This window comes from Emticicia sp. W12TSBA100-4 (assembly GCF_040253585.1).
In the GTDB taxonomy this organism is placed as follows: domain Bacteria; phylum Bacteroidota; class Bacteroidia; order Cytophagales; family Spirosomataceae; genus Emticicia.
On record NZ_JBELAU010000004.1, the window covers coordinates 289,601 to 304,503 of the forward strand.

Annotated in this window: 12 protein-coding genes; 2 read left to right on the plus strand and 10 right to left on the minus strand. The window is 39.1% G+C overall.

What is annotated here, in order from left to right; all coding sequences use genetic code 11:
* The first annotated feature begins 1 nt into the window (after position 1).
* Both ABR854_RS06930 and hemE read left to right on the plus strand, forming a co-directional pair.
* Positions 2 to 1,213, plus strand: a complete 1,212-nt coding sequence (locus ABR854_RS06930; protein WP_350264658.1) for a DUF937 domain-containing protein — start codon at positions 2 to 4, stop codon at positions 1,211 to 1,213.
* Between the two features lie 191 nt (positions 1,214 to 1,404).
* Positions 1,405 to 2,430, plus strand: coding sequence for a uroporphyrinogen decarboxylase (gene hemE / locus ABR854_RS06935; protein WP_350264659.1), 1,026 nt, complete (start codon positions 1,405 to 1,407; stop codon positions 2,428 to 2,430).
* A gap of 86 nt (positions 2,431 to 2,516) precedes the next feature.
* Here the strand turns inward: hemE and ABR854_RS06940 are convergent, their stop codons facing one another.
* The 10 genes from ABR854_RS06940 to fmt form a co-directional block, all read right to left on the minus strand.
* Positions 2,517 to 3,815: a Gfo/Idh/MocA family protein gene (locus ABR854_RS06940; RefSeq protein ID WP_350264660.1), complete on the minus strand. Its 1,299-nt coding sequence runs from the start codon at positions 3,813 to 3,815 to the stop codon at positions 2,517 to 2,519.
* 128 nt (positions 3,816 to 3,943) lie between these two features.
* Positions 3,944 to 5,665, minus strand: a complete 1,722-nt coding sequence (locus ABR854_RS06945; RefSeq protein ID WP_350264661.1) for a PQQ-dependent sugar dehydrogenase — start codon at positions 5,663 to 5,665, stop codon at positions 3,944 to 3,946.
* A 278-nt stretch (positions 5,666 to 5,943) separates the two neighbouring features.
* Positions 5,944 to 6,714 (minus strand): 3-ketoacyl-ACP reductase, encoded by a 771-nt coding sequence (locus ABR854_RS06950; protein ID WP_350264662.1) that lies wholly within the window; start codon positions 6,712 to 6,714, stop codon positions 5,944 to 5,946.
* Positions 6,711 to 8,162, minus strand: a complete 1,452-nt coding sequence (locus ABR854_RS06955) for an oxidoreductase (RefSeq protein ID WP_350264663.1) — start codon at positions 8,160 to 8,162, stop codon at positions 6,711 to 6,713. The genes ABR854_RS06950 and ABR854_RS06955 overlap by 4 nt, the downstream gene beginning before the upstream one ends.
* Positions 8,163 to 8,275: 113 nt before the next feature.
* Entirely contained in the window at positions 8,276 to 9,661 is a 1,386-nt protein-coding gene (locus ABR854_RS06960; RefSeq protein WP_350264664.1) for a glycosyl hydrolase, read from the minus strand.
* 47 nt (positions 9,662 to 9,708) lie between these two features.
* On the minus strand, positions 9,709 to 10,626 hold the full coding sequence (locus ABR854_RS06965) for a sugar phosphate isomerase/epimerase family protein (RefSeq protein ID WP_350264665.1): 918 nt from the start codon (positions 10,624 to 10,626) through the stop codon (positions 9,709 to 9,711).
* A gap of 138 nt (positions 10,627 to 10,764) precedes the next feature.
* On the minus strand, positions 10,765 to 12,108 hold the full coding sequence (locus ABR854_RS06970; protein ID WP_350264666.1) for a dihydroorotase: 1,344 nt from the start codon (positions 12,106 to 12,108) through the stop codon (positions 10,765 to 10,767).
* Positions 12,109 to 12,202: 94 nt separating this feature from the next.
* A complete protein-coding gene (locus tag ABR854_RS06975) occupies positions 12,203 to 12,754 on the minus strand; it encodes a Uma2 family endonuclease (protein WP_350264667.1) in 552 nt (183 codons plus the stop codon).
* 55 nt (positions 12,755 to 12,809) lie between these two features.
* Positions 12,810 to 13,784 (minus strand): porphobilinogen synthase, encoded by a 975-nt coding sequence (gene hemB / locus ABR854_RS06980; protein WP_350264668.1) that lies wholly within the window; start codon positions 13,782 to 13,784, stop codon positions 12,810 to 12,812.
* 190 nt (positions 13,785 to 13,974) lie between these two features.
* Positions 13,975 to 14,886 (minus strand): methionyl-tRNA formyltransferase, encoded by a 912-nt coding sequence (fmt, locus tag ABR854_RS06985; protein ID WP_350264669.1) that lies wholly within the window; start codon positions 14,884 to 14,886, stop codon positions 13,975 to 13,977.
* Positions 14,887 to 14,903 lie beyond the last annotated feature (17 nt).

Sequence of the window (14,903 nt, forward strand, 5' to 3'; positions counted from 1 at the left end):
AATGGATTTATTAGGTTTAGTTAAAGAACAGTTTACTTCTTCAATCGTATCAAAGATTAGTAGCTTTCTTGGTGAATCAACAGAAAATACGTATTCTGCTATTGAGAGTGCTTTGCCAGCTATTCTGGGTGGTGTTATGCAAAATGCCTCTACTACTCAAGGAGTATCGGATTTGCTGAGTACTATCCGTACAGGCGGATATGATGGTGGTGTGCTTAATAATCTCGGTGGATTATTAGACGACATAAAAAGTACATCAACTCTTGCCTCTTTAGGAAGCGGTTTTTTAGGAAGCATTTTTGGCGATAAACTCGGTGCATTGAGTAGTTTCATTTCAAATACATCGAGTATTAAAACAGGTTCGGCTTCATCTCTTTTAGGTTTAGTTGCTCCGATTTTGATGAATGTTTTAGGTAAAAAAGTAATAACACAAGGTTTAAGTACATCTGGCTTAGCAAGTTTATTAATGAGCCAAAAAAATGCAGTAAAAGCAGCTTTACCTACTGGAATTGGTAGCATATTGAATATCGAAGATTTAGGTGATTTTTCAGGAAACCCGAAGTCAACAGTGGTTAATAACTTTAAACAACAAACTAATGACAAAAAACCAAAATCATGGCTTCCGTTGTTGCTATTAGCAGGTTTATTGTTAGGTGCTATATATTATTGGAAAAGTTGTAGGAATGTGGATACAGTAGTTGTAGAAGATACGACAACAGAAGCAGTAGCTAATATTGATAGTGCAGCAACAGAAGTAATTGGTTCATTGAAGAAAACGCTTTCGACAGGTATAGAATTGAATTTTGGAGAAGAAAGTATTGAAAATGAATTGATTAGTTTTATTGAAGATAAATCTAAACCAGTTGATAAAACCACTTGGTTTAATTTCCGTGACTTAAGATTCGAGACAGGAAGTGCTGTGATTGACTCGACATCTATGCAAGAAGTACGCAACATTGCTGAAATTTTGAAAGCATATCCGATTGACCTAAAAATTGGTGGATATACCGATAATGTAGGCAAAGAAGCGGTAAACCAAAAACTTTCGGCTGACCGTGCTACGAGCGTTGTAAAGGCTCTCGTGGCGATGGGCATTGATGCCAAGCGTTTAGACCCCGAAGGTTATGGTTCACAGTTTCCAGTAGCATCAAATGATACCGAAGAAGGTAAAGCCCAAAACCGACGTATTGCTGTAAGAGTTACTAAAAAGTAATTCCCGATTACCCAAAACAACAAAACACATACCGCTTGAGGCTACTTCACGTAAGTAGCCTTTTTTTGTGGCATTTTGTTTCGTTAATCTCCGCTTATCTTACAAATCTTTTTAATCGTGCTAAAACCGTTTTCTGCAAAATTCCGTAACTAATTATAGCAATAAAATAGGCTGAATTGTATCTTTGTAGAATGAAATTACAAAATGATTTAATATTACGTGCCGCCAAGGGCGAGCGTGTGGAGCGAGTACCTGTCTGGATGATGCGTCAAGCTGGACGTATCCTACCTGAGTACCGTGCTGTAAGAGAAAAAGCAGGAAGTTTTATAAAATTGGCCACAACTCCTGAGATGGCTGCCGAAGTAACAATTCAGCCAGTAGATATTTTGGGAACTGATGCTGCAATCATATTTTCAGATATTTTGGTTGTGCCAGAAGCGATGGGTTTACCTTATGAAATGGTAGAATCTAAAGGTCCAATTTTTCCGAAAGTTATTCAAAGTAAAAAAGATATTGATGCTTTACGTATAAGTAACCCCGAAAACGAGTTGGCTTATGTATTGAAAGCGATTGATATTGTAAAGAAAGAACTAAATGGGCGTGTACCATTATTAGGTTTTGCGGGAGCTCCATTTACTATTTTCTGCTATATGGTTGAAGGAAAAGGCTCAAAAACCTTCTCAATTGCCAAGAAAATGTTGTATTCTGAGCCAGAATTAGCTCATGCGTTGCTTCAAAAAATTACGGATACTACAATCGCTTATTTGAAAGCTCAAGCCAAACATGGAGCAGATTTAGTGCAGATTTTTGATTCTTGGGCAGGAATCCTTTCACCCGACCAATACCGTAAGTTTTCGTTGCCTTACATTGCTCAAATCTGCGATGCTATTAGCGAAGTGCCAGTAACGGTATTTGCTAAAGGAGCATTTTTTGCAAGAAAAGAAATGTCGAAACTGAATTGTGATGTGGTGGGTCTTGACTGGAACATGGACATTACGGAGTCTCGTCGAATGATTCCTCACAAAACTTTACAAGGAAATCTCGACCCGTGTGTTTTGTATAGTTCTTTCAAAGAAATTGAAAAACACACCAAAAAGATGATTAAAAACTTCGGTGGACAAAAATATATTGCGAATCTTGGTCACGGTGTTTATCCTGATACCGACCCTGAGAAAGTAAAATGTTTTATAGATACAGTGAAGAATTATACGATATAAAGTAGGACAAGTTTCTAACTTGTCTGTTACTAAAAAGCCCTACAAACTAAATGTTTTAGGGCTTTTTTATGGAATTTTACGACAAATTAAACCTTATCTGGCACAACATAAGGTGCTCGATACTTACGAGTAAGCATGGCGTTGGCTTCTTTATCTCCGATGAAAGTTTCTTTGCTTGGGTCGAAGTGCAGTGTTCTTCCCAAACGATAAGAAATATTACCTAAATGAGCGATACTTGCTGCTAAATGTCCTGTTTCTATTGGTCCGTTAAGTAGCGATTTATCTTTTGCTCGCACGGCCTCAACAAAGTTTTTGTAGTGGTCGCCACCTGCATTCCGAGCAGGACCTGGAGTACGCTCTTTTCCGAGAAAGGTTTTATAATCGTTATAGCCATTGATAACCATATAGCCTTTATCTCCGTAGAAAATATTGCCTACTTCAACGCCATCTTCTTTGTTGGTCATCCACGGACGCACTTCCATCTGAATCACTTTTCCTTGTTTTGGGTAGTTGTAGGTTGTACTTAGCACTTCGGGTGTTTCTTTGCAGTCGTTCCAAAGGTATTTTCCACCTGCTGAAGTAATGGTTTCTGGTAAACCTACATCCAAACCCCACATGCAGAGGTCTGTTTCGTGAACACCTTGATTACCAACATCGCCATTACCATATTCCCAAAACCAGTGCCAATTGTAATGCACATAGTTCTTGCTGAATTCTCTCGCTTGGGCAGGGCCTTGCCACAAATCCCAGTTGAGGCCTTCGGGAACGGGAGATTTTCCTAAATCGCCAATATCTGGTCGCCATTTATAGACTGTTCCACGAGCCATATACACTTTTCCGATGAGTCCATCTCGCAAATGTTTGATGGCTTCTTGCATCGCCACCGAACTACGTAACTGTACACCGTGCTGCACGATTCGGTTGTATTTTGTGGCAGCTTCAACTAATTTTCTGCCTTCAAAAATATTGTGGCAGGCGGGTTTTTCTACATACACATCTTTCCCTGCTTGACACGCCCAAATGGCCGCCAAAGCGTGCCAATGATTGGGTGTGGCAATGCTCACGGCATCTATGCTTTTATCTTCATATACCTTGCGTAAATCTGCTTCGATATTTACTTTTTTGCTATATTTTTCTTCAAAAGCTTTTGCTCCAGCTTTCAATACAACATTATCGACATCGCAGAGGGTGGCAACATCGACATTATCTTGTTTCATAAAACCTGAAATGTGGTCTTTGCCACGGCCATTAATGCCAATAACGGCCACTCGCATTCGGTCATTAGCACCGAATGCAGTAGAGGGAATGATGGTAGGAATGGCCATCATAGCGAGCGAACTCGGAACGGTTGCCTTAAGCATATCTCGGCGAGTAAATTTTTTCATTATTTGCTGAATCGTTTGAGGTTGAATAGAGATATTGTAGAACAAGTTTCTAACTTGTTCGTATGAAATTTAGAAAACATAGAACTCCCGAAAATCCAATTTGCTGCCGCACAAGTTAGAAACTTGTGCTACTCTTTTGCTCCAATAATCTGATAAACTTTTCCATCAGCTTTGGTCATGATATACATTTCGCCTTGAGCATCAATGCCAAAATGCAAGTCAATTCTATCATTACCACATAAATTTCTGAGCGTTTCAGACTTACCATTGAGCGTGAGTTTCCACTCTTTTATTTTTGCTGTTTGTCCTTGTTTGAGGTTGGCTACATCTAAATAAAACAATCTTCCTGTTGGAATATCACCGAATAAATATTTTCCTTTTAATCCTGGTACTAAATTGCCAGTATATTCGTAGCCACCTGTAATGGCTTTCGCTTCATCGTGGTCGAAAGTGGCTACTGGATAAGTTATATTATAGGTTTTATCATTAGCTGGTAGTGGATAAACTTGGTTCATATCTCCATCAGTATGAATCACAAATTTTCCTTCTCGAGTCGGCCAACCGTAGTTTCTCCCTGCCTCGATTTTGTATAAAGATTCGATATTCGCATGGCCAATATTTACAGTCAGCATATCGCCTTTGCTCGTCCACATAATTCGGTGTGGGTTTCGGAAACCACTGGCAAATATTTCTTTCAAAGCCTTTTTATTGGTTGATTTTACGTAGGGATTTGTGGCAGGAATACCATATTTGCCATTTTTACTATTTCTGCCCGCTGGGTCTATGCGTAAAATTTTACCCCAAATTCGCTCTTCTTTGTTTGTCAAGAAAGAGTAACCGTTTTCGGCCGCTCCACCATCGCCAATTCCGATGTATAGAAGTCCATAATCGGTATCGCCTTTTTTAGCTATTGGATTAAAGACAATTTCCTGCACACCGTGAATTACCGAAACAACATTTACTCGCATCATTTCACGAGGTTTTCCAGAGAAGACTCCCAACGCAGGATTTTCAATTTTCCATTCGGTAAGCACCCATTGTAAAGCAACTTTTATCGAATCAGAATAAGCAAAATCGGCTTTTGCTGAACTTGTTTTCTCACTGTGAGTGGTATAAAGTAAACCATTATTCAAAAAATCTGGATGAAAAGCGAAGCTTCCCAAGCCCGAAGCCAAACCTGGCTGATGAATAAAATTGGGCATTAATTGGGCAAAATCCATGTAAACTACAGGATTGTTACCTTCCATTTTATATAATTTGCCTCTCAAATCATTTACAAAAATTTGTCCAGTAATTGGCTGAGGAGCCAATTTTGTTATACGGGTGAACGGATATTTTCCACCTTCACTTGATATAGGGAATTGCGAAAATTGCTTTACATCAACAACGAGATTTGAAACTTCTATTGGCTCTGGAATTGGATTTTTAATACCTTCGCCATAATCTTTCTTGAGATTATTTTTGATGGGTTTTGTTGTGGCCAAATAATCTATAATGGCATCAAGTTCGGCTTCTGGCAAATGGCTGTATGATGGCATAATTGCCTTTTTGTATTTCAGAAATAACAATGTGCCTCGTTCATCTCCCGCTGCAATTACATCTTGAGAGTTTTTGACAAATTTCTTGACCCACGCTGGCGAAGTAATACTTGTAATACCCGATAATTTTGGTCCAATACCATCTGTTTTAATTTGATGACAACTGGTACAATTTTGAGTAAATAATATTTGACCTTTGGCAATAGAAAGTGAGTCTAATGGTTTAGAAAAAACAGCTACTTTTTCCTTCTTCCTTGCATAAGAAACTAAAGATATTTGTATTAAGATGAAGAGAAAAATGTTTTTTTTCATGATGTAATTGCTGCTAATATTCTTGAGAAAATTGCAATTAATTTTACAAAATGTGCCATTAGGCACTTTATATTGGTAGAAAGAAGAGAGAAACAATTTTAACGTGCCGTAGGTACGTAACTGTTGCGTACCTACGGCACACTTTTGTATTTGGTTCTTTATTTTCTACCGATATTTAGTCTCTACGAGACAGATATACAATAAGCTAAAAAGTGAATTATGTTTGATTATCAATTTTCTAACTATAACGGTTTGGTTGATGTCAACTGAAGCAGATTCTATAATCTACTTATCGTCAAACCACCATCAATCATAAAAACTTGACCAGTGGAGTAGGAGAAATCTCCTTTGGCGATGGCCGCCACGGCTTTGCCAATATCTTCGGGAAATCCCCAACGGTTTTGAACCGTGAGGCCTTCGGCAATGAGTTTATCATATTTGGCCGTTACGCCTTCGGTCATATCGGTTTTTATTACACCGGGCCTTACTTCGTAAACTGGAATATTAAACTCGCCGAGCCTTGCCGCAAAAAGTTGAGTCATCATGCCCAAACCTGCTTTCGATACGCAATATTCTCCTCGATTGACCGATGCAACTGTGGCCGAAATAGAGGATACAGTTATGATTGATGCTGTAAAGTCTGAGTCATTATTTTTTTGCTCAATCATCCAATTGGCGGCAGCTTGGGTTAAAAAGTAAGTACCTTTTAAGTTAGTCGAAATTACATAATCGAAACTTTCTTCGGTGGCGGCTAAAATGTCATTACGTTCTTTAGGAGCAACGCCCGCATTATTGACCAAAACATCTAATCTGCCGAAATGAACTTTGATTTTATCAAGCATTTGGATACGTGCTTCTTTTGAAGCAATATCGCCTTGACAATAAATTACTTCTGCTCCGAGAATCCGTAAAAACTCTAAAACTTCTTCAACCGATTGCTCGTCTCTAACACCATTGATAGCTAAGTTGAAACCATTTTGAGCTAAATGTTGGGCAATTCCTAAGCCTATTCCACGACTTCCGCCTGTTACGAACGCTACTCTTTTCATATTCCGTCTTTGATGGTTTTGAGTAGTTCGGCGTGCGGATGGTTTTTATAAATTGGGTCGAGAGGAAAACAACCTGAATATAAACCATTGCGTGGAGCAGTTGTGCAATCAGAGAAAGTACGACACAGCAATTTGCGTTGCGTTGGGCGGTCGTTTAGCATATCATCGGGCATGGTTGGGTACGAAAGCACCATACGGCCAAAGCCGACAAAGTCCGCTTTGCCATTTCTCAGTACATTATGGGCAACATTTGGAAGCCATTCTTGCAAGTAAGAATAGCCCGAACCCACAATTACCATTTCTGGAAATGCTTTTTTCAATCCTTCGGCCACATCAATCATCCGAGCTACACCTTCCAGTGGTTCTTCGGGTGGCTGATAACCATCTGACGGCGGAAAGAGTGCAGGGCGAGTAACGTGAGGATTGTAATAAGGACTTGAAACCGTAATGCATATTAATTGAATACCCAAACTCTGAGCCAATTCCAAAAATGCTTTTGGTTCTTCTAAATCAATGTTTATTCCAGAATCATCGCAGCCGAAAGCGTATTTATAAGCTTGATTAGGCGTTAAATCGGGTACACCTTCACCTGTTGCACTTTTCTTAAACGGTACAAAATCAATGGCACTTAGGCGGATTCCCATTTCTAAACCTGGGGCCGCTTTTTTGATACCTTCAACAATATTTCTTAAAAAACGAGTACGATTCTCGAAACTTCCACCGTATTTTCCTTCACGGTCGTAAGCACTTAAAAATTCGTGTCCTAAATAACCATGACAATGTTTAATATCCACAAAGTGAAAACCTGCCTTTTGAGCCAAAACTGCCGCTTTTACGAAGTCTTCCACTAAAGCATCAATTTCATCGTCAGTCATCAAAGGATGATTTTCGCTTAGATGAAATTTCTTGTCGAGTTTTGGGTGATTGTATAAAATTTTAGATTCAAACTTGGTATTATCGTTTGGCTTGCAGAAACGCCCCGAATGAGTGAGTTGTAGTCCAACCAATAAATCATCGGCCGAGCCAAATTTTTCGGTGTGCTTATCAATGACAAGTTTGTAAAGATTCTCGTACTCCGAAAAGTTAGCTTCATTCATCACCAATTGACGAGGATTTGCTCGACCTTCATGTGTAACAGCTACTGCCTCACAACCCCACAAGAGTTTTGCTCCGCTGATGGCAAAGTTTTCCCAACGGCGTTTGGTAAATTCACTTGGTCGGCCATCAGCTGTGCCGTCCCAGCCTTCCATTGGTAAAATTGAGAGAGCATTGCCAATTTTTTTTCCCGATTTTAGGGTAATATTTTTTTTGAATGGTGATGCTTCGCCTGTGATTAATTCATCATCAAAATCAAGTGTTACATTGCTTGTCGAAAGATAATTTCTTAAATCTTGAGCGGTTTTGAGTTGGGCTACTCGAGTATATTTTGGTTTAAATTTTTCTGCCATCTTCTATTTTTATTTTAACCACGGAGTTCACTGAGTTTTGACACAGAGTTTCACGAAGTTTTTAATCTGTGCTACTCAGTGATGAACTTTGTGAAACTCCGTGGTTATGTATATCATTTTTCTAAACAATTATAAAAAGCATAATAAGGCTCTTGATTGATGAGTTTCTGCACATAAAGAGCTACTTCTCTGAAATGATAATCGCCCCACATGCTTGACTCGCCATTAGCAATTTTGCTGCCTTCGGGTACATAATCCCAACCGTTTGGCTGGTGATAAATGGAGTGTAGCAACAAACCTTGATGATTTTCATTTGTACTCAAATAAGGCTCTTCTAAAAGTGAATTAAGCACTGTTAGCCCCGCTTGCCAGTATTTTCGGCCAGTTTCGGTATCGCCTTTTCTCATTAAATATCTGCCCAGACGCAGTAAACCTTGCGAACCAATAGCCGCCGCCGAAGCATCAACAGGTTCAAAATCATTGTAAGGATTAGCTTTTTTGCTGAGATAATCGCCTAATTTATGTAAGTTTGGAGCTCCAGTATCCCAGTAAGGAATGCCGTCGATTGGTGTGTGTTCGATATAAAAATCGCAAGTTGCTTGGGCAGCTTTCAGCATGTATTTTTCGATGCTTGCTCGGCCACCAAAGGCTTCGAGTTCGGTATCTTCGAGAGTTTCGAGAAACTCCAATTCTTCGGGAAAACCACACATCGCCCAAGCCAGTCCACGAGTCCAAGTTGAGAAACCCGTGTAGCCTTGTTGTGAGTTTGGGCAACGGAAATTTCCATCCTTTATATTAAATACACTTTCGTGTGCGGTTCTACCCCAAATATCATACGAATCTCGTCCTTCGCCATAAAAAACCGAATAGTCGGCTGTGGCTTTGATGTGCTGTAATGCACGGTCAAGCATATTGATTTTTACGTCACCTTCTCCTTGAAAAACATGGCCTAAACGATGGCTCACCACCAAAGCACGGCACGAGCGAATGGTATCAACAAAGAGTGAATGAGCTCCATTGAAAGAGTGAATGTAGCCGCCATTTTTAATTGAAGTCCAGCGGCTTGCTTGTATTGCTCCCGAAATTTTAAGAGCCAATTCGTAAAAGTTTTTCTCCCATTCGTTGAAAGGTATTTTTCCTTCACGCATCAAGCGTAGTAAGTTGCCGTAGGTGCTTACGTTATTAAAGCCGTGGTCGTGTACGCCTATGTGGCTCACGTGCGGAGCCATTACGTTGAGCGTATTTTTTCGTCCAATTTCAAGAAAATCTTGTTCGCCAGTGGCATCGAATTGCAAAATTGCTGAGCCGTACTGAAAGCCTTGTGTCCATTCTGTCCAACCACGAGTTGTGTATTCGCCTTTTCGTGTAAAAACTGGCGAACCCTTTGAAACATCGTAATTTTGCTCAATTGATTGGATTTTTTGTCCAGAAAGCTCCCAAAATCTTTTTAGTTTTGAGCTTAAATCTGTGGGTTGAAGGTTGTAATCAATTTTAATCATTTTAATAATTTAATGTTTTGTAGAATTACACAATTTAGAAAATTGTGTTACGGCAGCCAAGTTTTTAGCAATGCTAAATCTCTTTTCATGGCAGAAAGAATCTCTTTTTTGTCCATTTTGATTGTTCTTAGGCCGTTTTCGGCTCCGCCTAAATCGTATTCAAAGTGCATGGTTATCGGTACGTTAATGTTGTATTGCTTCACTAATGCCAAGAATTTTTTCCAATCAACGATACCTTCTCCTAACGGACAACCAACTTTTTTGAGCTTGCCATCTTGCAAAATATATTTGAAGTCTTTGATTGCTAAAGATTTGATGTACGGAGCAATCAACCTAAAACCAGTTTCCCAGTTTGCACCACTTTCGGCAGTAGCATGATTGACGTCGTACTGGCAGCCTATGAGTGGTGAATTGATACTTTTGAAAATAGGAAATAAATCCCAAACGGCTGCCCCAAGGTTTTGTCCGCCATGATTTTGGTATTCGCCCGAAATTTTAAATTTCTTGTTCAAAACATCTAATCCCTTCATTTGCTGACCAAAAGTCTCGACTTGTTGCATGATGTCTTTTTGCATATCAAGGTGATACCAGCCCATGCGATAGTGTTCAACTCCTAAGCCACTGGCGGTTTTTAGTACACGCTCCGATAAGGCATCAGCTTGCAAGATACTGGTGGTCATCATCGGAATTTTAATGTTGGCTTTTTTAGAGGCTTGAACAAATTTTGGTAAATCAGCTTCGACTTTTTCGGGTAGCACATGACCGTCAGGACGCACCGTTAGGTCGATGCCATCGAAGCCCATTTCTGCAATGGTATTGGCCAAAGTTTGGTAGTCTTCAATCCAGTGAAGTGTCTTTGAAAAAACACTGATCGAAGGGCTGGCAAGAGGTTTGGCAAAAAGAAAATCAGTTTTTGCTAAAATAGTACCAGTTAGGGTTGTTGCGATGAAATTCCGTCTGTTCATGCTTAAAATTAGTAAAATAATCGAAAATAAATAGTACTAATTTTATTAAAATTTTAATTATTTCGTGAGTTGTTTTAAATAAAAATCCCTCTACAAAACATTGCAGAGGGATTCTTTTATGTAGAAAATAAGAATGAATTATCGGTTAAATGCTAATCGTTGACCTTTATTAATTTCATCAAATTTGCCATTGGCAAAAGCTACGTTACCAGATACAATCGTGTGCGTGATTTTTGAACCAAACTCAGTTCCTTCAAATGGCGACCAGCCACATTTAGCGTAAAGACTATCTTTTGTGACAAGAGTTTTTTCACTCAAATCAACCAAAACTAAATCTGCCCAATAGCCTTCACGGATATATCCTCGGCGGTCGATTTCAAAACAGTCAGCTACCGAGTGAGCCATTTTCTGAGCAATCTTTTCGAGCGAAATTTTTCCTTGTTTATGAAACTCCAGCATTACATTGAGAGAATGTTGCACTAATGGAAGTCCCGAAGGAGCTTGCCAATATGATTGCTGTTTTTCTTCCCAAGTATGCGGTGCGTGGTCGGTTGCAACTACATCAAAATGGTCGTCGAGCAATGCTTGAAGCAATTTTTCACGGTGTCCGTGTTTGATGGCTGGGTTACATTTGATTTGATTTCCTAACGTTTTATAGTCATCAGCATCGAACCAAAGATGATGCACACAAACTTCAGAAGTTATATTTTTAGGCTTTTCTTTCGTGTATAAAACATTACTGAAAAGAGAAATCTCATCAGCCGTAGAGATATGTAGAATATGCAATCTTGTACCGTGTTTTTTGGCTAATTCTACCGCCATTGCCGACGATTTATAACATGCTTCTTCGTTGCGGATTATCGCATGAATGTCATGCGGTAAGTTTTCGCCATATTGCTCTTTATATTTTGCCAAATTGGCTTTTACAGTGGCTTCATCTTCGCAGTGCGTAGCAATTAATGAAGGGAAATTTGAGAATATTTGTGTCAGAACACTCTTATCATCAACCAACATATTTCCAGTTGAACTTCCCATGAAAATTTTCAAACCACAAACATTCTTGATGTCAGTTTTCATGGCTTCATCATAATTATCATTCGATGCTCCCATAAAAAATGAGTAATTGGCTATAGATGATTGAGCCGCTATCTGGTATTTATCTTCCAAAAGTGCTTGCGTGAGGGCATTTGGCACTGTGTTTGGCATTTCCATGAAACTTGTAGTTCCACCCGCTACGGCCGCACGGGCCTCGGTAGCGATGGTTGCCTTGTGCGTTAGGCCAGGCTCACGAAAATGTACTTGGTCGTCTATCACACCTGGTAAAAGATATTTGCCAGTGGCATCAATCACCTTTTTGGTTTTGAGGTGAGAAAGATTATTGCCTATTTGCTCAATAAAGCCATCTTTGATGAAAACATCAGCGGGCGTAATTTTTCCTTCGTTTACTACAAGGGCGTTTAGTATTAGTATGGTTTGTGACATGGAGGAGTTTTGGTATAAAATTTAGCTCAAAATCTTCAGTTTTTACCAAAAATTTTGAGCTAATAATGTAATCTGTTTGAAAATTAATAGAAGTTTATTCTTCGGTAAAAATATCATTTACTGCAATCGCAAAATCAGGTAGAACTGGTTCGGCAGAACAAATATCATTATCACTACAAATCCTTACAGTTTTGCGAGAAGTGTAAATGTAAACCAATTTATGTTCGGGGACGATATTCCAAATAACCTTCACGCCTGCTTTGAAGTACTCAGTGATTTTATCTTCGATTTTATAAAACTGGTCAGTTTCCGATATGATTTCAATGACGAACTTGGGAATTACATCTTGATTTTTCTTTGTTAATTGAATTTGTTCATTTGTCAAATAGGCAATGTCAGGTCTTCTCATTTGGATACCCGAAAGCATAGTATCATATTCTGCAACTAACGAACCTGATTCAAATAGTCCTTTTCTACTAAAAAGCTTCGCTAAAACATCATAAATATAAACCTGTTTCTTGTTCATACCTTCAAATTTTATTAACTCACCATCATTCCATTCGTATTTGAAACCATCATTTGGTTCCCAAAGTAGAAATTCTGCTAAGGTTTTTGGAACTGATTGTATTTCGTTTGATAAGACCATATTTCAAATCATTTTATATTCAAACTTAACAAAATATTGTCGAAACAGCTAATTTTTAGTGGTTTTTCAGAATGGCAAACTCTTTCGCAAAGTAGCTCAAGATGATTTTTGCACCTGCACGTTTGATGCTCAATAGCATTTCGAGCATGGCTTTGTCGCCGTCGAGCCAACCATTTTGAGCAGCGGCTTTTATCATCGCATATTCGCCCGAAACATTATAGGCAGCAATCGGCAAATCAAAGTTATCGGCCATTGTTTTGATAACGTCAAGGTACGAAAACGCAGGTTTTACCATCAAGAAATCTGCACCTTCGGCTACATCAAGCTGACCTTCGATAAGGGCTTCACGCACATTAGCTGGATTCATCTGATAGGTTTTCTTATCGCCAAATTTTGGAGCAGAATCAAGTGCATCACGGAATGGACCGTAGAATGCACTCGCATATTTTACCGAATACGACATAATACTTACATTCGTAAAGCCTTCATCATCAAGTATTTCTCTGATATAACCAATGCGTCCATCCATCATGTCCGACGGCCCGATGATATCTGCTCCTGCACGGGCTTGTGCGAGAGCCATTTTGCCCAAAATGTCGAGTGTTTCGTCGTTCAAAATTTCTCCATTTTCAACAAGTCCATCGTGGCCATCGCTGCTGTATGGGTCCATTGCTACGTCGGTCATGAGAGCAATGTGCGGGAATTTGTCTTTGATTTCACTCAATGCTTTTAAATAAAGCGTTTCTGAATTATGGCTTTCGGTGGCGTATTTATCTTTTTTTGCTTCAGGATAATTAGGAAAAAGGCAGATTGATTTGATTCCTAAATCAGAAACCTCTTTGATTTCCTCTAACAAAGTATCAATCGAAAAGCGATAAATATTGGGCATTGATTTTATCTCGCTTTTGATACCCGAACCTTCCATCACAAACATCGGAAAGATAAAATCATTGACTGAAAGGGTGGTCTCTTGTACCAAATCTCTGATGGCGGCACTTTTTCTATTTCTACGTGGGCGACTGATAAGCATGTTTCGTTCTAATTTTACAATTATTGTTATTTGACAAGTTTCAAACTTGTCCTACATGATTTACGTAATTTCTGATTGCAAAGTTCGGTAAGAAAACGTTGGGATGTAAGAATTAACTATAAAAATTATAAGGTTTATCCATAAAATAAACTTATAACTAATTCTCTAATAACCAGTATCTAATTATAAATTACGCTCTAAAACCTCTCAAAAACTCCTCAACTCCCATGCGTTTTTTGCCTTCGAGTTGGAGTTCTTTGATTTTTATCCATTTATCAGCACTTTTAAAATCAAGGTAAGTTTTTCCATCGGTTTTGAAACTCCCTATTTCTGCCGAATCATTGGCAGTTTCTCCAATTTCAGTTTTGTAGATTTTGCAAGTTTTGTCATTTAGCGTAGTCCAAGCGGCAGGGTAGGGTGAAAGTCCACGTACGAAATTATGGATTCTTTCGGCCGATGAATTCCAATCAATTTGGCAAGTTTCTTTAAAAATTTTAGGTGCAGATTTTAGTTCAGCACTCATATCTTGCGGAATTTGCGGATAGTCTCCAGCCTCAATTGCTTCTACGGTTTTTACGACTAAACCCGCTCCGATTTCCATCAATTTATCATGAATCCTTCCCGCATTATCTTCGGAAAGAATTGGCGTTTTTTCGGTAAAAATCACATTTCCAGTATCAATTTCGTGCTGTAAGAAAAATGTTGTCACTCCTGTTTCGGTTTCTCCGTTGATTACCGCCCAATTGATTGGAGCAGCTCCACGATATTGTGGTAAAAGCGAACCATGCAAATTGAAAGTACCGAGGCGTGGCATATTCCAAACCAATTCAGGCAACATTCTGAATGCCACAACTATTTGTAAATCAGCTTGATAACTGCGTAATTCTTCTAAAAACTCAGGATTTTTCAGTTTCTCAGGTTGTAAGACAGGAATGCCTTGCGAAACGGCATATTTCTTTACGGGAGTCTCGTTCATGACCAAGCCTCGTCCCGAAGGTTTATCGGGAGCTGTAATTACGGCCACTACTTCTTTTCCGCTTTCTACCAATGCTTTCAAACTCGCTACCGCAAAATCGGGCGTACCCATAAAAACTATTTTCATTAGATTTTCGTTATAAA